This window comes from Spiribacter sp. 1M189 (assembly GCF_040838345.1).
GTDB lineage: Bacteria > Pseudomonadota > Gammaproteobacteria > Nitrococcales > Nitrococcaceae > Spiribacter > Spiribacter insolitus.
Map to the genome: position 1 here is coordinate 1,583,011 of NZ_JBAKFF010000001.1, position 19,293 is coordinate 1,602,303.

Sequence of the window (19,293 nt, forward strand, 5' to 3'; positions counted from 1 at the left end):
GTTGAGTACCGATAGGGGACAGGCACTTTCGGAGCTTGGTACGGGACAGCCACTCTCCCTCTCCGTTGCCATCATCACCAAGAATGAGAGCGACAACCTGCCGAGGCTCTTCGACAGTCTGGCGACCCTGAATCCCCATGAGATCGTCGTGATCGACTCTGGATCGACCGACGACACCGTGCGGATCGCTCGCGCCCGCGGCGCACAGGTCCACGTGACCGACTGGCCCGGACATGTCGAGCAGAAGAACCGGGCCCTCGATGCCTGTACTCAGCCATGGATACTGTCACTGGACGCCGACGAGCCGATCAGCGCTGAATTGGCGGCCAACCTTCGTGAACTCCTTGAAAATGGTGAGCCGGACAAGGACGGCTATGAGATCAGCCGCCTGACCTGGTACCTCGGTGACTGGCTCCTGCACATCTGGTATCCGGAGTGGCGACTCCGCCTAATCCGCAACGGCAAAGCCCGATGGGCGGGCTACAACCCGCACGACCGGCTCGAGATCGATGGCAGCGTCGGGCGCATTAAAGGGGACATCCACCACTACTCCTACGCCGATGTCGAAGATCACTTCCGGCGTAGCATCGACTATGCGCGCATCGGTGCGGAGACGCTCGCTGCCCGCGGCAAGCGGTTCCGCTGGCACAAGATTGTGCTCGCCCCCCTTGTCCGGCTTATCCGACTGATGGTCTTCCGTCAGGGCTGGCGGGACGGATGGCGGGGCTGGATCATCGCCTGGTCCTCGATGTTCTCGTGCTTCCTGAAGTACGCATTTCTCTATGAAATCCAGCGAAGCAAGCGATACCCAGCGAGCGGGGCAGACTCTGCCTCAAATCGGGACAGCCACGAATCAGGATCCGAGCGATGATTCGGGACAGCCACCAACCGAAGGTTCTCATCGCGGCCGGTGATGGCCACATCACCGAGATCGAGATGATTAAAGGACTGCGCCGGGAAGGCATTAATATCCACGCGGCACTCGAGTCCACTTCACCCCATCTAGAAGATTTAGAGGCCAGTGGCGTCCCAGTTCGGACACTGGATCTGCGGAGCAATATCGACCTACGGAACGCCCGTCAGATCCGCCGCTGGATAAAGCAAGAACACTTCGACATCGCCCACGGCCTGGCGAATCGCCAGGTCGCCAACTTCATCACCGCCAGCTATGGCCTGCCAAACAACGTCATTGCCTATCGCGGCGCCATCGGACACGTTTCCCGGTGGGATCCTAGCTGCTATATCAAATGGTTAAATCCACGGATCGATAAAATCATCTGCGTATCAAAGGCGGTTGAACGCGATCTTGCCGCCAACGGCGTGAGATCCGACAAACTCATCACGATCTACAAAGGCCACGACCTCGCCTGGTACGAGAAGCTGGATCCCCATGCCGCCCGCCGGTCAGTCAATGACGAATTCAGCATTCCGGATAGCGCCGTTTTAATCGGCATCGCAGCCAATATGCGGCCAGTCAAGGGGGCCGATCTCCTGCTGATGGCAATGCTCGAGCTCCCGGACCATGTCCATGCACTGCTCATCGGCGAGGCCCGCGACCCACAACTCGAAACACTTGCTGCCGATCCCCGTATCCGCGATCGAGTCCACTTCACTGGCTTCCGGAAAGATGCTCCGCGCCTAATCGGCGCACTCGACATCAACACCGCACCGTCCAGGGGTCGCGAAGGCCTGACCAAGACGGTGATTGAAGGTATGGCCCAGCAAGTCCCCGCGGTCGTCTCTACGGCCGGCGGCCTACCGGAACTCGTGGATGACGGAATAACCGGTCGTGTCATCGCGATCGACGACCTGAACGGGCTTATCGACGCGCTGCTATCGCTGGTTGAGTGCGGTGATCTTCGTCAGAGAATGGGGCTGGCCGCAAAGACCGTCATAAAAGAAAAAATTAATATAGAACGAACTATAAGTTCAACCGCAGAAATATATCGCACTATCGAGTCAAATGGAGCATCTAAATTTGACCGATAAGAAAATCCATATTGCTGCTGCAACTGACTCAAACTATGCCCAGCATATTTGCGTACTCTCGACATCTGTCCTTTGCAATTCAAAAGATCCCGGCAATATATTTTTCCATATCCTGGACTGCGGCATAAAAAAGGCCGAAAAAAACTTAATCGCTGACAATATAAGAGGTTTCTCCGGCAACGTTTATTTCCTTGAGGTTGACGCACACCAACTATCGGCACTGCCCAATACAAGGCATACTAAGGCATCTTATGCACGGTTGTTTGCACCCGACCTACTACCACGCGAGATCTCGCGACTAATCTATCTTGATTCGGATATCATCGTCCTCGACGATGTCTCGGGACTTTATACTTTCCCGCTCGACGGTAAAATAATCGCTGCTGCCAGGGACTTTTCCACATCCTCCGGCGAAAGGCTAGGTCTCGGGCATGGGAACTACTTTAACTCCGGCGTCCTCTTGCTGGATCTGAACCAATGGCGGGAAAGAAGTCTAAGCGATGTGATAAAAGGGCATTTGATAGAGGCTCCTAGTGCCTTTCACTTCGCTGATCAGGATGCCCTCAACATCACTTTCAGCAGCTCATGGAAGGAACTCCCCCCCCGCTGGAATACACAGCTTGGCGTCTATAATAGCCGTCGAGAAAAGTGGGCGGGGCTTGGATTCAAAAAGGACGATCTTGCAGCAGCATTGAGAAACCCAGCAATCGTTCACTACATCAATAACAGCAAACCGTGGCTATATAAATCAACGCATCCTTTAAAAAGTCTTTATTGGCACTACCTACAGATGACTCCGTTCCGCGACTATCGCTATCCGGACAAGAACATCCGCACCATGATTAAAAAATCCATCGACCTGAAGCGGATTGCAAAAGGAATCAGATGCCGAAGGGCGTTCGCGGGGAGAATATGAAGAAATTGGATGTTGTACTGAGCGCAGACGAGCGGTACGCCGAGCATCTTTCTGTCGTTCTAGTCTCTACGCTCATGAACTGTTCCGACCCGGGCCGAATCCGATTCACAATACTTGACGGCGGCCTTCATCCGGAAACCGCAGACCGGCTGTCTGCACTGGTGGAAGGCTATGGCGCCAACATGGTTCTCAGCTCCCAATCGCAGGCGCTTTATCAGAACTTTCCAGTGAATGCGGAGCGGATGAGCGTAGCGGCCTACTATCGAATCTCGATCGCGGAGATTTTACCCAGCGATGTCGCGCGAGCGCTTTATCTGGATTGTGACCTAGTGATTGAAAGGGACATTCTCGAACTAGTGACCTTCTCCATTGATCACGATATGGCGGTGGCGGCGGTCGAGGACATATCCAGGACGCCCGCATATCAGCGCCTCGACATCCCGCCACATCACTACTTCAACTCAGGGGTCCTGTTGTTGAACCTTCCTTACTGGCGACGCCATTCAATAGGGGAACAGGTGAGACAATTCAAGGACCGATTCGCGGAAAAGCTCACAACGAACGATCAGTGCGCGCTGAACGGGGTCCTCTGGGATCGATGGGTACGGATGCCCTTGTTGTGGAATCAGCAGTCCGGGGTTTACAGGCGGCGTATGCGGCGATCGGGCATCACCGGATACAGCGAGGCGGACTTTCGGCAGGCCATCAAATCACCGGGAATAATCCACTACGTCGGAGCACGGAAGCCATGGGGCGCAGTCTGCCCCCACCCGCTCCGTGACCGGTACCATTACTACCGGGCGCGAACACCGTGGCCATACCGCCGGAAGGCCTCCATGTCAGAATATTTAGTGCGCGTACGGAAGGCCCATCACTATTTAAAGGGAGCCTACTACCGCCGCCAGTATGTCGGTGGCGCAGGCGGAAGGGGGCAATCCCCGAACTGACCGCTATGTCTATCTGCGGCCGAGTCAATTCCTTTGGTAGTGTTCGATCAGCTTTCGCGCGTGTCCGGACATGGAGAACGCAGCTTCCACCCGTTGCCGCGCGGTTTCCTCCATCCGTGATCGGTCGTGCGGGTTGTCCATCAAATCGTTGATGGCGGCCGCCCAGGCGTCTGCGTCATCTGGACTGACAAGCCTTCCGCCGCCAGATCCGATAACCTCAGGGATAGCGCCGGTTTCGGCGCCAACAACCGCGGTACCTGCGGCCATTGCCTCTACAACGCCGAGACCGAAAGCTTCGTTGCGCGATGGCACGCAGACAACATCCATCGCTTTAAGCCATTCCAGGATATTTTTCTGGAACCCGAGGAAGTGGATATTCGCATCAACCTTTTGCTCGCTTATCTCCGACTGAAGCTGTCCAAGGAATCTGACATCCTCGCTGTTTCCAGTGTCGGTGGCGCCAATCACAACTGCAGTCCAGTCATCCGTGCTCCGTCGCCGGCGCAGCGCGCCCAACGCCCTGACCCATTCCAGATGACCCTTGTCACGACTTATACGGGCCGGCAACCCGATCACGAACCGTGACGGATCAATACCGATCGACCCGAGCAGCTGCTCGCGCGCCCCATCACCGAAAGGGAACTCAAAGTCCGTCAAATCCACCCCGGGGTAGAGACGCGATATCTTTTCCGGACAAACCGGAAACGCAGCGATATTGCGTTGATATGTCGCATCGCTAATTGAAAAGATCCGGTTCACCTTCCCGTACGCCCATCGGTGATAGACGTCTTTCTTGGGTTTAGTCACGCCCATATGATCGGTAAAGAAGAGCTGGAGCTCCGGATTCAGGGCAACGCATAGAGCCGCGATACGCATATCACCCGATTTGTGTGCATGGAGAACCCGGATGTTGTTGTGCTGTATGTAGTCGAGGACTCGCTTGATCCACAACGGTGCCAGTTTCATGCCTGGAATTTCCAGGCAAGGCAAGCCGGCGGAGACAAAGCTCTCAGCAACCCGCGATCCCCGGGCGGCAAGCCCATGGGCTTCCCAGCCCAACATCCGCAGAGCCTGGGCTGCCCGGGCCGGATACATTTCAAGACCGCCCCAGCTCCGGGACAGGCACATGTGGAGTACTTTCTCGGGGACTGGCTCGGTCATGAAATCGCCTACAGGAAAGCTCGACTGATGGCGACTGCAACCTCGGAGAGATCTATTTCCGCCATATCTGATTCACCCGCGCTCTGTGGCGGGGAAAAGGCAAGCCGCCGCGCCGCCTCATTGGTGGTCTGCCACCTTAAGGCCGTCGATGATCGTCGATTGGGGTAAAACCCAACCGTTCTGGCATTCAGCGCACCGGCAATATGCAATGGCCCGGTCGAACCGCTGATGAAAGCCTGACCCAATGCGATCAGCTTCGCAAAGGTAATCAGTCCGTCGCTCGAATCATGGTGCGCAACGCCCCGGCGGCGGACCCCGCGTACCACTTCGGCCGCAATAGATGACTCGCCGGGCCCACTCGTCACGAGCACAAAGACATCAGGGGCATCAATCGCGTCGATCAGTCGCGCATAAGCCGATGGACTGAGATTCGCTGCCGAACCTCCACTGCCCGGATGCACCAGGAGGAGCCGGTCTGAATCGGCAAACCCGTACTTGCGCTGGCACTGATGGCGAAGCCGCTCGAGTGCACTGCCATCAAAAGCCAGGAAGGGTGGGTCCGGCCGGTCCGGCAGTGGGATATGCCAGTCCTCTGCGAAGCGCCGGATCAGATCGCAGTTGTACTCGAACTCGGGCTTCAACGACTTGGACCGGCGCTGGATCAGCCGATCGGTCAGCCAGAGCTGGGCGAGTTTGCTGGCCGGTCCCAGCCGATAACCGATGCATCCCCTGACTAGCGCCCGCAGGGTAGGGGTATCGTTGTGCAAAACGATCGAGGCATCGAAACCGGCGGACTCGAGCCGTGTAGCCAACGCGACGCCGGGTTGGGCATCATCCACGATGACCTCATCGATGTGCGGGCAATGCGCCGCCATATCGGCAACTGCCCTCGAGACCAGAACACCGATCCGACCAGCCGGCATCATTTCCCGTAACCAGGCGAGCGCCGGCCACGCCAGCATGAAATCGCCGAGCTTGTCGTTACGGACAACCAGAACGCTCGGCAAGAAACCTCTACTCCTGCGCATGCTGACGCTGACGCTCAACCAGGCCACCGGTGATGACTGCCAGCCAGAAAGCATAGGTCATCACGCCATTATTTGAACCCAGGGCGTTATGAGCCATCCCGTAGGTCACGAAGTTGGTCACAAGCATCGCACCGGCTGTGGCCAGGATACAGGTCTCCCGATCAACACTCCGTATAAGCCTCTTCATGAAAAACGCCAGGGGGACGGCATAAACCGCAAAGAGCCAGATCGCACCGAACAACCCCTTTTTGGCAAGCACGTTGAGCCAGTCGTTATGCGCATGATTGAACGTTGCGATTTCTTCGGCAATCACATCCCGATCGGCCATTGATGCCATCTCGGACCGATAACCACTTTCTCCCCAGCCGAATAGGGGACGTTGCTGAAAAAGCTGTATGGCACCCGACCAGATCTGAAACCTCTGGCCGACCGAACCGGGCGATGTCCCTTGGGAATATGCCTCAAGATCCTGCGCGGTCTCGGTAACACGCTGAGCCACACCCGACTGCGGGATTACGGCAGCCGTTACGGCCAGCGTCAGCATTGCGAGCAGTAGGCCGCCAAGCAGGCGCTTATGCCCCAACCGTACCAGCGTGAAACCCGCGAGGACGAGCAGAGGCAGCAGACTAATCCAGCTGGAGCGGCTACCCGAGAGCAGCACCATGACCAGCGCCGAGAGACCGCCGATTGCAGCGAACAGCGCATGGACGTATCGACGCTCCACCGTCAGAAACCAGACCCCGCCTAGAACCGAGAGACTAAAGAAAAGCGCTCCTAGATTTCCCAGGTGTTCCGGGCCAACAAAACCTGTTGCCCTGGGCGCCCCCTCCAGCGCCGTTTGCCAGAGGGCAACAACACAGCCGCCGATCGACCCTAGTGCAATCCCGACCCATACCACTCCCCAGTCAAGCCGATACTTGGCGAGCGCAACGAGGCATAGGGAGGCGAAGAGCAACCGACTCGGCTGATCCAAGGCATCGATGCCACGACCCCTGAGCATGGCCTCAAGCATCCAGACAAGAGAGTAGGCCACCATAACGATGAAAACCCACGATTCGGCACTGCCGAGACGACGGAAATCCCGCCCCCTGACCCGGATAACGCTCACAATCAGCAGGAGCAGGGCGCCAATCGAATAGCCAGAGGGCAGAACAAGGGCCAAAGCGGCCATCAGGAAAACCGCGAGGGTAAGCCAGCGGGGGGCGGTGGATTGATGGAATGCGGCCAACAACCCGTTTACCTTCTCAGTCACTCCCGACCAGCCACTCCATGTAATCCCTGACTCCCGCTCGGACATCCCGAAACTCACCCGGATATCCGGCATCCCGCAACCGAGAGACATCCGCCTCGGTAAAGCTCTGATAACGGTCGCGCAGCTGATCCGGGAAAGGAATGTACTCAACCTCTCCCCGACCAAAGTACTCGATCACACCATGAGCGATGTGGTTGAAGGGTTCGGCTCGCCCCGTGCCGCAATTGAACACGCCACTCACCCCCGGATTCTCCAGTAACCAGCGCTTTACCGCGACCGTATCTTCCACGTAGACGAAGTCGCGCCGCTGTTCGCCATCGTCGTAGCCGTCACAACCCTCGAAAAGCCGTACTTTGCCGTCGGCGTGCAACTGCTGGTAGTGATGATAGGCAACACTCGCCATACCGCCCTTGTGCTGCTCGCGCGGGCCATAGACGTTGAAATAGCGCAATCCGGCCACCTGACTTCCGGCCCTCGGCAACCTCGCTTCGACATACTGGTCGAAAAGCGCCTTGGAATAACCGTAGACGTTTAACGGCCGCTCCTCGCCAATCCGCTCGCGGAAATCGTGACCGGCGCCATAAACCGCCGCCGATGAGGCGTAGATGAACGGAATGCGATAAGCCAGGCAGATATTCAGCGCCTGCTTCGAGTACTCGAAGTTGTTCTCCATCATGTAGCGGCCATCCCACTCGGTGGTATCCGAACAGGCACCCAGATGAAAAACCGCGTCAACGGCCTCGTCCCCGTTCTCCACCAACCAGTCGAGAAACTGATTCTGATCCAGGTAGTCGGCGACACCGGCATCGCGGATGTTGAGAAACTTTGTGCCATCGGTCAGATCGTCGACCACGAGCACATCGTCGCGACCCTCCGCATTGAGCCCATGGACAAGATTGCTACCGATGAAACCCGCACCGCCAGTTACAACAATCACGATTCACCTTCCTTCACTCATACGGATTCCCCCAACCCTCCGGCCGCCGCGAAAATCGCCGGTACGTCCACTGATACTGCTCCGGACATTCGCGCACAACCTTCTCTATCTCCCGATTAAGCGCCGTGGCGGCCACTTCCGGGTCTGCATCTCCGACCGGTTCCGTCACTCGTCGCCAGTGCAGTCGATAGCCAGCGCCATGCTCCAGCCGTTCCGCCCAACCGATGACCACCGGCGCATCGGTGCGCGCCGCCAGTTTGCCGAATAACGTCATGGTTTTCGCGCGGCGGCCAAAGAATGGAACGAACACACCCTCACCCGGCGGGGACTGATCCGGCAGCACGCCCACGGCTTCGCCAGCCTTGAGCGCCTTGAACAGGGCCCGGATTCCGGAGGGTCGTGCGGGCCAGAATATGGCCCCACTCCGCGATCGGCCGCGATTCAGCAACATCTCCAGATCGGCCCAGCGTGGTGGACGGTAGAGCGCATGGAGCCTGACGCGCTGCGCAAGCCACATCTGCAGCAACTCCCAGGCACCGTGATGCGGCGCGATGACCAGCAGCCCCCGGCCCTCGGCGAGCGCTCCATCCACTTCATCCGCGCCCTCCACCGAACGAATCAATCCCAGCACCCGGGGCACTGGCCATTTCCAGAGCGCAGCCAACTCAAACAACCCCTTGGCATTCTCACGCAACGCCGCACGCGCCAGCCTCTCGCGCTCCTCCACCGACAACTCGGGAAAGCAGAGCTCGACGTTGACCCGGGCGACATGCCGCTCCTCCCGGTGCAACCGCTCGCTCAACCAGGCGACGGCGCGACCCAGGCGATGCAATGCCGGCAGGGAGAGATGGGAGAACAATCCGAGAAGGCAGTCGATGGCCCTGCCACGACCACGCAGCGGCTGTTCCATATCCGCGTCAGCCGCTGCCGGGGAGGCGGGAGACGGCGGTTTCACTCCCGGCGGTGATGCTCGGCCAGCGCCGGATCGTCCGGATCAAAGTCACGGATGAAGTACTCGGCACCGCAATAGGGACACTTGCCTTCGCCGGTCTTGTGAACCGGAATATAGACCTTGGGATGGCTGTTCCAGAGGTACATGCCCGGCATGGGGCAGGAGAGCGGGAGGTCATCGACGGTGACCTCGTAGCGGTTCTCGCTATTCGGCTTGATCAGATCGGGGCGATCGTGAGTTTGCGGATCAGGCACGGCAGTCTCCTCGAATCAGTCTCCGGCCGCGTCAGGCGACGGGCGTCAGCCATTCATGATGGGCATCGGAACGCCCTTCCACCAGGGCGAAGAAGCGACTCTGGATATCCGTCGTGATCGGGCCACGTCGGCCCTCCCCGATAACCCGGCCATCAAGCTCGCGGATGGGCGTCACTTCGGCGGCTGTTCCCGTGAAGAACGCCTCGTCGCAGACATAGACCTCGTCCCGGGTAATGCGCCGTTCACGGACTTCGTAACCCGCCTCACGGGCCAGCGTCATGATGGCATCCCGCGTGACGCCGGCAAGCGCCGAGTGCAGCTCGGGCGTATGGATGACACCATCGCGGATCAGGAAGAAATTCTCTCCGGAACCCTCGGCCACGAAGCCTTCCGGATCCAGCAGCAGGGCCTCGTCATACCCACAGGCAACGGCTTCCTGGAGCGCCATCATGGAGTTGATGTACTGACCATTGGCCTTGGCCCGGCACATCGCGATGTTGACGTGATGGCGGGTGAACGAGGAGGTGCGAACGCGGATGCCCCGCTCCATGTTCTCCTCGCCCATGTATGAGCCCCAGCTCCAGGCGGCCACGATCAGGTGGGTCTGCAGATTGTCGGCCCGCAGGCCCATGCTCTCGGCGCCGTAGAAGGCCATCGGGCGGATATAACCGCTCTCGAGCCCATTCTCGCGCACCGCTGCGCGACAGGCCTCGATGACTTCGTCCTGCGACCAGGGGAGCGACATGCCAAGGATTTTGGCGGAGTCGAACAGGCGACGGACATGCTCAGGCAGTCGGAAGATGGCCGGACCGCGGTCCGTCTTGTAGGCACGGATGCCCTCGAACACCCCCATCCCGTAATGCAGGGTATGTGTGAGCACATGCACCTGAGCGTCGCGCCAGGGCACTAACTCACCGTCCATCCAGATCCAACCGTCGAGATCGGCCATGCTCATGCGCGGCTCTCCTAAGCGTTCTCGTCTGCCCCGGGTTCCATGACCGCGCCCCAGACCCCGGCGACCGCCGCCCGGGATTCGTCGACGGAATCAACCACTACGCGGGCCGGCTGCTCCTGGAGGGTCAGCCGGTGGACCATGCCCCGATAGTGTCGATAGGCATCCGCCAGCACCCGCGCCTGTTCGGTGGTGAACTCGCCCGCCCGCTCAAGCTCGTCGAGCAGGCGGATGTTGTCCGTGTAGCGCAGCAGGCCGGAATACCCATAGGCTCCGGCCAATACGCCATATTGAACCATGAATTCGATATCCGCGATACCGCCGCGGTCCTGCTTGAGATCGAACTCATTGCGCGCCGTCGAGCCCAGTTCGCGCCGCATACGCTCGCGCATGTGGCGCACCTCCTCTCGCAACTCGTCGCGGTCTCGGGGGCGGGTCAGGATCTCGCGGCGCAGCGCCACAAAACGATCACTCAGATCGTCGCCACCGACCACCATCCGGGCACGAACCAGCGCCTGATGCTCCCAGGTCCAGGCCCTTTCGCGCTGGTATTCGGCGAGGGCATCGATACTGGTGGTGAGCAGGCCGGACTGCCCGCTGGGGCGGAGTCGGGTATCCACCTCGTAGAGAATCCCACCCGGGGTAGGCGTATTCAGGATGTGGATCACGCGCTGGGCAAGCCTTGCGAAGAAAACCGCCGGCTCCACCGGCTTCTCACCGGTCGTGGCCGTGCCCGCAGGCACCGGATCGTGAAGGAAGACGATATCGAGGTCGGAGCCGTAACCAAGTTCCAGCGAACCGAGCTTGCCGTACGCGATGATGCCGAAATCCGCCACCTCTCCATCGGCACGCAGCGGTTCACCATAGCGCATGCTGACCTGCCGCCAACCCAGCGTGATCACCCGCTGGAGCACCACCTCGGCGATATCCGTGAGATAGTCGCTGACCAGCATCACCGGAATGGCGCCGGCGAGATCCGCCGCCGCGACCCGCAGCACCTGGGTCTGCTTGAACTGACGGAGAATCTCCATCTGTTGCTCAAGGTCGTCGGGATCGGCACTGGCCATCCGCGCGTCGACCTCGGCGGCCAGAGCTTCCCGGCTCAACGGTGCGTAGAGCGTGCGAGGATCCAGCAGCTCGTCGAGCAGCATCGGGTGCAGGGACAGGTAGCGGGCGATCCATGGGCTGCCGCCCACCAGGCGCACGAGCTGGGAGATCGCCATGGGATGCTCGTTGAGCAGTGCCAGATAGGCTGTACGGCGAACGATGCCGTCGAGCAGGGTCAGCAGACGCTCCAGGGCCGCATCCGGCGCATCACCGCCTACCACGGCGGCCAGCAGCATGGGCATCAGCCGGTCCAGCCGTGTCCGACCCTGTTCCGAGAGTGCCCGAACCCGGCTGCCGTCGCGGAATCGCTGGATCATGAGGTAGGCGGAATGCGGATCGGCAAATCCGGCATCCGCAAGGATCTCGCGGGCCATCTCCTCGTCCACGGTGTCGTACCAGACATCGGAGAAATCCGGTTCATCGGTGGTTTCCGCCTCATCCTCCTGCTGCGGAGCGACAAACACCTGATCGAAATGCCCCTGCACCCGACGCCGCCAGCTGTCGAGTTCCTCGCGCAGGCTATCCCAGTCCTCGGCACCCATCGCCAGGACCAGGCGCGCCTGATCAAGCGCGTCCGTCGGCAGATCGTGTGCCTGGCGATCGTGCATGGCCTGAATGCGGTTCTCGATGCGCCGCAGGTAGCGATAGGCCTCCGTGAGGTCGTGCTGGGCATGGGCCGGGATCAGCGCCTGCTCGGCAAGATACGCCAGCACCGGCTGCAGGCTGCGCTCCCGCAAGGCAGGCTCCTGCCCGCCGCGGATGAGCTGGAATGCCTGGGCGATGAATTCCACCTCGCGAATGCCGCCGCGCCCCAGCTTGACGTTATCCGCCAGCCGGCGACGGCGTACCTCCCGGGCGATCATCGCCTTCATCGAGCGCAGCGACTCGAGGGCGCCGTAATCGAGATACCGGCGATAGACGAACGGCGAGAGTGTCTCGAGCAGTGCCTGTCCCTCAACCTGATCGCCGGCGACGACCCGGGCCTTGATCAGCGCATAACGCTCCCACTCCCGGCCCTGCTCGAGAAAGTAGAGCTCCATCGCGGGGACGCTCATCGCCAGCGGCCCGCTGTCACCGTAGGGTCGCAGCCGCATGTCCACCCGAAAGCACTGGCCATCGGGTGTCTGCTGGTCGAGGGCGGCGATCAGCGAACGGCCCAGCTGCAGAAAGAACTGCTCGTTGGCCTTCGGTTGTTCGGCGTCGGTAAAACCAGGCTCAGGGAAAGCAAAGATGAGATCGATGTCGGACGAGAAGTTGAGCTCGCGACCGCCCAGCTTGCCCATACCCAGCACGATCATTCGCTCGGCATTACCGGCACTGTCACGGGGTGTGCCCATTTGCCCGCACAGCCGCTGGTAGAGCCACTCCAGCGCCTCGTCGATCAGTACATCGGCCAGTTCGGAGAGATCCTCGAGCACCTCGTCGAGCTCGGCGCGCCCACTCAGATCCCGCCACGCGATGCGCAGCATCTCGCGCGAGCGGAAGCGGCGCAGCGCACGATGCAGAGAAGACTCGTCACTGATGCGGTCGAGCTGGGACTGCAGTCGTCTACGGCAACCATCAACAGGGTAGGAGCCATGCAGATCGCCGGTTTGCACCAAATCTCGGAGCATCTCCGGGCTACGCAGACAGATACGACTCACGAACTCGCTCATTGCCCAAACGCTCGGCAATTCAGCCAGTACGCCTTCATCCTCGGGCAAGTCATCAGGCCCCGGAAAACGATCCAATGCGATAGTGACGGCGCCTCGGAGCTCTTCCGGTACGGCCTGCAGAGAGGTTTCAAGAGTGGAGGGGAGTTCGTCAGGACTCATAAACGCGCTCAGGACTACCTCGATTTTCCGTATTGCTCCGCAACCGCGGGATCAGTGGTGCCCGGCAACAGTTCATCAGGCTGGGCGCTCATATGGCGAAAGCTAGCGCAGGCATTGAGCACTCCGTTACGAGAACGGTGAAAAAATCGCGTTGTGCGGCTCCACCAGGGACCCTTTTGGGTGTGCCTATCACCAATCTGCGAGGCAAGAGGCTTCTGGCGAGGTCTGACAGCAAAAGGTTCGATCCCGTGGATCGGGACCCCATGCAGGTATTGATTACGCACGAAAACATCGACGGGATAGCTGAAGGTCTGGCTCGCGGTAACCAGCGCGCGGGCCGCTCGCGGCGTAATCTGGTAGGCAGTCAGACGCTGTGGAATCTTCAGGTAGCGCACAATCGACCGACCATCGCGCTGCCAGCACCGGATCGAGGGCTTTTTCCGAGTCGCTTCAAGCCGGATGAAATCGAACCGGCTGCTCAATTCCTCGGCAACGGCAAGGATGCCGCCGGCATCTCCCACGAACTCCAGGTCATCCTCCATGATGACCAGTGGCATCCCAGTCTCAATGCAGTGTTGCCACAACAGAAAATGACTTGCGTAGCAGCCAATTTCGCCCGGCACATGGGGACGTCCATGCTGGATGAGGAATCGGCGGGGGCTGAATCGGGCCACCACCGGGTTAGATATGTCACCCCCATCGACTGCATCGAAGAACCGAAAATCCCGCCCCAACCGCGCGAACTGTTCACGGACGGAGGCGCGACGTTCGAGTGAACCCTTCAGACTAATGACCCGAACTTCCAGCAATGCCTCTTCCTATCCTCCTAATTTTGCGTCGGATAATGCATGAAGCCCCGGGGATTTGAAAGCTGATCGCAAAACCCACAAAAAAGCCCCGCCGAAGCGGGGCTTTGCTGGCAGACCGGCTCGCAACGAGAGCCGGCGGGTCGCCGACGGCGTGATTACATCATGCCGCCCATGCCACCCATGCCGTCCATGCCGCCCATGCCGGCGCCGCCATCGTCCTTCTCATCCGGATGCTCGGCCACCATGCACTCGGTGGTGATCATCAGGCCGGAGACAGAAGCGGCGTTCTGCAGGGCCGTCCGGGTGACCTTGGTCGGGTCGAGGATACCCATCTCGACCATGTCGCCGTACTCCTCGGCCTGGGCGTTGTAGCCGAAGTTGCCCTCACCGTCCTCAACCTTGTTGACGACAACCGAGGCATCCTCGCCGCAGTTGAACACGATCTGACGGAGCGGCTCCTCAAGGGCGCGACGGACGATGTTCACGCCGACGTCCTGATCGTGGTTGTCACCGGTCAGACCCTCGAGACCCTTGAGGGTGCGCAGCAGGGCCACACCACCGCCGGGAACGATACCTTCCTCGACCGCGGCACGCGTGGCGTGCAGGGCATCCTCGACGCGCGCCTTCTTCTCCTTCATCTCGATCTCGGAGCCGGCACCGACCTTGATCACCGCGACGCCGCCGGCGAGCTTGGCCACCCGCTCCTGCAGCTTCTCGCGATCGTAGTCGCTGGTGGATTCCTCGATCTGGGTGCGGATCTGATCGACACGCGCCTTGATCTCGTCGGCACGACCACCGCCATTGACCACGGTGGTCTCCTCCTTGGAGACGTTGATCTTCTTGGCGGTCCCCAGGTCGTCGAGGGTCGCCTTCTCCAGGGTCAGGCCAACCTCCTCGGAGATGACGGTACCGCCGGTCAGCACGGCGATATCCTGCAGCATCGCCTTGCGACGGTCACCGAAGCCCGGCGCCTTGACGGCGGCAACCTTCACGATGCCACGCATGCTGTTGACCACCAGCGTGGCCAGGGCCTCGCCCTCGATGTCCTCGGCGACGATCAGCAGCGGGCGGCTCGACTTGGCCACGTTCTCCAGCAGCGGCAGGAGATCACGGATGTTCGAGATCTTCTTGTCGCAGAGCAGGATGTAGGGATCGTCGAGCTCGGCGGCCATGCTCTGCTGGTTGTTGATGAAATATGGGCTCAGGTAGCCACGGTCGAACTGCATGCCCTCGACCACGTCGAGCTCATTCTCGAGACCGCTGCCTTCCTCGACCGTGATGACGCCTTCCTTGCCGACCTTCTTCATGGCATCCGCAATGATCTCGCCGATGGCCTTGTCGGAGTTGGCGGAGATGGAGCCGACCTGCGCGATGGCCGTGTCGGTCTCACAGGGCTTGGAGAGCTTGTGCAGCTCCTCGACGGCGGCCGTCACGGCCTTGTCGACGCCGCGCTTGAGGTCCATCGGGTTCATGCCGGCGGCAACGGCCTTCATGCCCTCGCGGAGGATGCCCTGCGCCAGCACCGTGGCGGTCGTAGTGCCGTCACCCGCGGCATCGGAAGTCTGCGAGGCGACCTCCTTGACCATCTGCGCGCCCATGTTCTCGAGCTTGTCCTGAAGCTCGATCTCCTTGGCCACCGACACACCATCCTTGGTGACCGTCGGCGCGCCGAAGGACTTCTCGAGCACCACATTGCGACCACGCGGGCCCAGGGTGACCTTGACTGCGTTGGCCAGGGTGTTCACACCCGCAACCATGCGATGGCGGGCTTCATCACCAAAGCGTACGTCTTTCGCTGCCATTGTTTCTTTTCCTCTCGGTTCCGTTTCCTGTGGAAATTCCCTGCAGTGCGCGGGCGATTCAGCCCTCGATCACCGCCATGATGTCGTCTTCACGCATGACGAGGACTTCATCCTCACCGACCTTGACCTCGGTGCCGGAGAACTTGCCGAAAAGGACCTTGTCACCGACGTTGACGTCGAGGGCGCGAACCTCGCCGTTGTCCAGGCGCTTGCCATTGCCAACGGCGACCACTTCACCGCGGATGGGCTTTTCAGTGGCCGTGTCGGGGATGACGATGCCACCCGGGGTGGTGCGCTCTTCTTCCATGCGCTTGACGACGACTCGATCGTGTAGCGGGCGAAGATTCATCTTCTGTTCTCCCTCAATTGATTGATGTTGGACCTACGTGCCTTTGTTAGCACTCGCTTTAGGTGAGTGCTAATGATAGTTACGAAACCTTCCGCGTCAATACCTTGTCCTTGGCATGGGGACGATGGTGCTACGATTCAAGGTTTATGCGGCTTTTGCCCGAGGAGGGCCGGGTGTCCGAAAGGCTGGTTACACTGATCACCGCGCCGGAGAGAACGGTGGCCGATGCCATCGCCGACGCGCTGGTGGAAAGGCGGCATGCCGCCTGCGTCAATATCATCCCGGGACTGACTTCGGTCTACCGCTGGGAGGGCCGCATCGAGCGGGACGAGGAATGGCTTCTCGTTGCAAAGACCACCGAATCAGCCTATCCGGGGCTGGAGGCTTGTGTACTCGACCTGCACCCGGATGAACTGCCGGAGATCGTCGCCATGCCGATCGCCACCGGGCTTGCCGGGTATCTGGCGTGGATCGGCACAGAGACGGAACGGCAGGGATGACAAATAAGGCAATCGGCCAGCTCGCTTTCCTCGTCGGCCTGTGGCTGACGCTCGCGGCCAGCGCGGTCACCGCGCAATCCAGCCTGGGTGGGCTGTTTGGCAATGAAAGTCAGAGCCAGGACGTCCTCCCGGTCGAGGAAGCTTTCGAGCTCGACATCCGGCTGCATGACGATGGCCAGGCGACGATCGATATCGACGTACAGGACGGTTACTACGTCTATCGCGACAGCCTGGACGTAGAGCTCGACGGCGCTGGCGCGCAGCAAGAAGACCTCGCGTTCGATCATCCGCAGGGTACGGTAAAAGAAGATGCATTTTTCGGGCGGCAGACGGTCTATACCCGGCCGGTCAGCCTGCCACTCATCGGTCAGGCCGATTTCACCAGCGAAAGCGTCTTCAGCGTCGCATTCCAGGGCTGCTCCGAATCCGGTGTCTGCTACCCCCCTTACCGCGCCACCGGGACCCCCAGCGACCAACGTCTTGCCTATGCCATCAACCCCACCGCACCGACGCTGACCGCCGAATCCTCAACGGCCGGCGGACAAACAGCCGAGTCCGCCGCCACGGCCGCACCAAGCGGGGCATCGGCGGACACACCGCAGGGCGCCGGCGGGGGCGAGGCCGGACGGCTGGAGCGACTGCTGAACAACGCAAGCCTGCCGACGATCCTGGCAGGGTTTTTCGTTGCCGGGCTGCTGCTGGCCTTCACGGCCTGCCTTTATCCAATGATACCCATCCTGTCGGGCTTGATCGCCGGCGATCCGCACCGCAGCGGCAGCCTCCGCGCGCTGGGACTGTCATTGATTTATGTGGAATCCACGGCGATCACCTATGCGCTTGCCGGCGTGGCGGCGGGACTCACCGGGGCGGCTGTGCAGGCCGATCTGCAGTCACCCTGGGTGCTTGGCAGTTTCGCCGCCGTATTCGTCATCCTCGCACTGGGCATGTTCGGCGTCTTCGAGCTTCGTCTGCCCAACGGGCTGCAGACCCGACTGACGACCCTGTCCAACCGGCAGCGTGGTGGCACCGCCATTGGTGTCGCCATCATGGGTGTGCTCTCGACGCTAATCGTCGGCGCCTGCTCCGGACCGGCGCTGATTGCCGCGCTGGTGTTCATCGGCAGCACCGGCGATGCCTGGCTCGGGGGCCTCGCCCTTTTCACGCTGGCCAACGGCATGGGGCTACCTCTGCTGCTGATTGGCACGGCGGCCGGCCGCTGGCTGCCGCGCAGCGGCCCCTGGATGAACACGGTCCGCGCGATCTTCGGTGTGGGCTTCCTGGCCGTTGCGCTATGGACGCTGGAACGCTTCCTGCCAGGGCCAGTCACACTCGCGCTCTGGGGCGTGCTGCTGATCGGCTGCGGCGTATGGCTCGGTGTTTTCGAGCGGGTCGAGCCGCCGGTCAGCAATATCCGCCGGTTGGCGCGGACAATCGGCGTGGCGGCGATGCTCTGGGGTGCGGCCAGTCTACTGGGGGCGTCGGCGGGCGGTGGTGATGTCCTGCGACCCTTAACGGGCCTCTCCCTGTCCGCCGGCGGCGGGGGCGGAAGCGAACAGCAGGAGATGGCATTTCGTGACATCAACAGCCCCGAAGAACTGGAGACGGCACTCATGGATGCCCGCGCGGCGGGCCGCCCGGTGATGGTGGATATATACGCCGACTGGTGCGTCTACTGCGTACAGCTCGAGCAACGCACCTTTACCGATTCCGCGGTTCAGGATGCCGTTGCCGAGGCCATGCTCCTGCGCGCCGACGTCACCGACATGAACGCCGAGCACCGGGCATTGATGTCACGTCTCGATGTCTACCTGCCACCGGCCATCGTTTTCTATGGCCCACAGGGCCGCGAGAACCGGGACGCAAGGGTCGTCGGCTTCCTCGGGCCGGAGGCATTCATCGCCCGCGCCCGGCAGGGACTGGCGGGGCCGGCGCAATGACCGGCGGCATCCGAACCGCGCTGACCGTTCTGTTCGCCGCCGTGATCGGTGCCGGCGGCGGCATCCTCGCCGTGAGCTGGTTGCAGAGCGATCCGGAACCCACCATGAAGCGACCTGACTTCACGCTCCCGGCGCTGGACGGCACGCGCCGAAGCATCAACGAGTGGGATGGCGACGTCGTGGTGCTGAACTTCTGGGCCACCTGGTGTAGCCCCTGCCGCGAAGAGATCCCCCTGTTCTCGACACTGCAGGACGAGTTCGGAGATGACGGCATCCAGTTCCTTGGCGTGGCCATTGACGATCCGGAGCCGGTGCGTGGCTTCATCGCCGAGGTCCCCATGAGCTACCCAACGCTCTACGGCATGGAGTCGGCCCTGGATGTGGCCGCCGCCTACGGCAATGATCGTGGCACGTTGCCCTATACGGTCATCATCGGTCGCAACGGCGATATCCTGGAACGCTACAGCGGGCAGCTTCATGAACCGGACCTGCGGCCGCTGCTTGAGGATCTGTCCGACTGATAGCCGCGATCTGCGCCGATCCCGTGGCGAACTCCGGCGACCATGGACAAAAAGCTCCCCAATGAG

At 60.9% G+C, this 19,293-nt stretch carries 18 protein-coding genes; 7 read left to right on the plus strand and 11 right to left on the minus strand.

Annotated features, from left to right (window positions below):
* Position 1: 1 nt before the first annotated feature.
* The 4 genes from V6X30_RS07990 to V6X30_RS08005 are packed head-to-tail and all read left to right on the plus strand — an operon-like array spanning position 2 to position 3,852.
* On the plus strand, positions 2 to 871 hold the full coding sequence (locus V6X30_RS07990; RefSeq protein ID WP_367984089.1) for a glycosyltransferase family 2 protein: 870 nt from the start codon (positions 2 to 4) through the stop codon (positions 869 to 871).
* Positions 868 to 1,989, plus strand: a complete 1,122-nt coding sequence (locus tag V6X30_RS07995) for a glycosyltransferase (RefSeq protein ID WP_367984090.1) — start codon at positions 868 to 870, stop codon at positions 1,987 to 1,989. Before V6X30_RS07990 ends, V6X30_RS07995 begins: the two co-directional genes overlap by 4 nt.
* Positions 1,979 to 2,905, plus strand: coding sequence for a glycosyltransferase family 8 protein (locus V6X30_RS08000; protein WP_367984091.1), 927 nt, complete (start codon positions 1,979 to 1,981; stop codon positions 2,903 to 2,905). Before V6X30_RS07995 ends, V6X30_RS08000 begins: the two co-directional genes overlap by 11 nt.
* Complete coding sequence (locus V6X30_RS08005) at positions 2,902 to 3,852, plus strand: glycosyltransferase family 8 protein (RefSeq protein ID WP_367984092.1); 951 nt, start codon at positions 2,902 to 2,904, stop codon at positions 3,850 to 3,852. The genes V6X30_RS08000 and V6X30_RS08005 overlap by 4 nt, the downstream gene beginning before the upstream one ends.
* A gap of 24 nt (positions 3,853 to 3,876) precedes the next feature.
* Here V6X30_RS08005 and V6X30_RS08010 read toward each other — a convergent pair whose 3' ends face one another.
* The 11 genes from V6X30_RS08010 to groES form a co-directional block, all read right to left on the minus strand.
* The gene (locus V6X30_RS08010) at positions 3,877 to 5,013 is read right to left on the minus strand and encodes a glycosyltransferase family 4 protein (protein WP_367984093.1); all 1,137 of its coding nucleotides are present in this window, start codon (positions 5,011 to 5,013) and stop codon (positions 3,877 to 3,879) included.
* 8 nt (positions 5,014 to 5,021) lie between these two features.
* On the minus strand, positions 5,022 to 6,020 hold the full coding sequence (locus V6X30_RS08015) for a glycosyltransferase family 9 protein (RefSeq protein ID WP_367984094.1): 999 nt from the start codon (positions 6,018 to 6,020) through the stop codon (positions 5,022 to 5,024).
* 7 nt (positions 6,021 to 6,027) lie between these two features.
* A complete protein-coding gene (locus tag V6X30_RS08020) occupies positions 6,028 to 7,269 on the minus strand; it encodes an O-antigen ligase family protein (RefSeq protein WP_367984095.1) in 1,242 nt (413 codons plus the stop codon).
* Between the two features lie 16 nt (positions 7,270 to 7,285).
* Positions 7,286 to 8,230 carry an ADP-glyceromanno-heptose 6-epimerase gene (rfaD, locus tag V6X30_RS08025; RefSeq protein WP_367984096.1) on the minus strand — a complete coding sequence of 315 codons (945 nt, stop codon included), beginning with the start codon at positions 8,228 to 8,230 and terminating at the stop codon, positions 7,286 to 7,288.
* Positions 8,231 to 8,243: 13 nt separating this feature from the next.
* A complete protein-coding gene (locus V6X30_RS08030) occupies positions 8,244 to 9,140 on the minus strand; it encodes a lysophospholipid acyltransferase family protein (protein ID WP_367984097.1) in 897 nt (298 codons plus the stop codon).
* 41 nt (positions 9,141 to 9,181) lie between these two features.
* Positions 9,182 to 9,436, minus strand: a complete 255-nt coding sequence (locus V6X30_RS08035) for a zinc-finger domain-containing protein (protein WP_367967526.1) — start codon at positions 9,434 to 9,436, stop codon at positions 9,182 to 9,184.
* A gap of 31 nt (positions 9,437 to 9,467) precedes the next feature.
* Positions 9,468 to 10,391, minus strand: coding sequence for a branched-chain amino acid transaminase (locus tag V6X30_RS08040; RefSeq protein ID WP_367984098.1), 924 nt, complete (start codon positions 10,389 to 10,391; stop codon positions 9,468 to 9,470).
* 11 nt (positions 10,392 to 10,402) lie between these two features.
* Positions 10,403 to 13,309 (minus strand): bifunctional [glutamate--ammonia ligase]-adenylyl-L-tyrosine phosphorylase/[glutamate--ammonia-ligase] adenylyltransferase, encoded by a 2,907-nt coding sequence (glnE, locus tag V6X30_RS08045; protein ID WP_367984099.1) that lies wholly within the window; start codon positions 13,307 to 13,309, stop codon positions 10,403 to 10,405.
* A gap of 14 nt (positions 13,310 to 13,323) precedes the next feature.
* The gene (locus tag V6X30_RS08050) at positions 13,324 to 14,118 is read right to left on the minus strand and encodes a glycosyltransferase family 25 protein (RefSeq protein WP_367984100.1); all 795 of its coding nucleotides are present in this window, start codon (positions 14,116 to 14,118) and stop codon (positions 13,324 to 13,326) included.
* A 155-nt stretch (positions 14,119 to 14,273) separates the two neighbouring features.
* Positions 14,274 to 15,920: a chaperonin GroEL gene (gene groL / locus V6X30_RS08055; RefSeq protein WP_367984101.1), complete on the minus strand. Its 1,647-nt coding sequence runs from the start codon at positions 15,918 to 15,920 to the stop codon at positions 14,274 to 14,276.
* Positions 15,921 to 15,978: 58 nt separating this feature from the next.
* Positions 15,979 to 16,269 (minus strand): co-chaperone GroES, encoded by a 291-nt coding sequence (gene groES / locus V6X30_RS08060; protein ID WP_367967532.1) that lies wholly within the window; start codon positions 16,267 to 16,269, stop codon positions 15,979 to 15,981.
* Between the two features lie 173 nt (positions 16,270 to 16,442).
* On the opposite strand from groES, the gene cutA reads away from it, so the two are divergent.
* Genes cutA through V6X30_RS08075 form a run of 3 tightly spaced genes read left to right on the plus strand, consistent with a single transcriptional unit; the run spans position 16,443 to position 19,227 of the window.
* Entirely contained in the window at positions 16,443 to 16,769 is a 327-nt protein-coding gene (gene cutA, locus V6X30_RS08065) for a divalent-cation tolerance protein CutA (RefSeq protein ID WP_367984102.1), read from the plus strand.
* Positions 16,766 to 18,706, plus strand: coding sequence for a protein-disulfide reductase DsbD (gene dsbD / locus V6X30_RS08070; protein ID WP_367984103.1), 1,941 nt, complete (start codon positions 16,766 to 16,768; stop codon positions 18,704 to 18,706). The genes cutA and dsbD overlap by 4 nt, the downstream gene beginning before the upstream one ends.
* Entirely contained in the window at positions 18,703 to 19,227 is a 525-nt protein-coding gene (locus V6X30_RS08075) for a TlpA family protein disulfide reductase (RefSeq protein ID WP_367984104.1), read from the plus strand. The genes dsbD and V6X30_RS08075 overlap by 4 nt, the downstream gene beginning before the upstream one ends.
* The last annotated feature ends 66 nt before the right edge of the window (positions 19,228 to 19,293 follow it).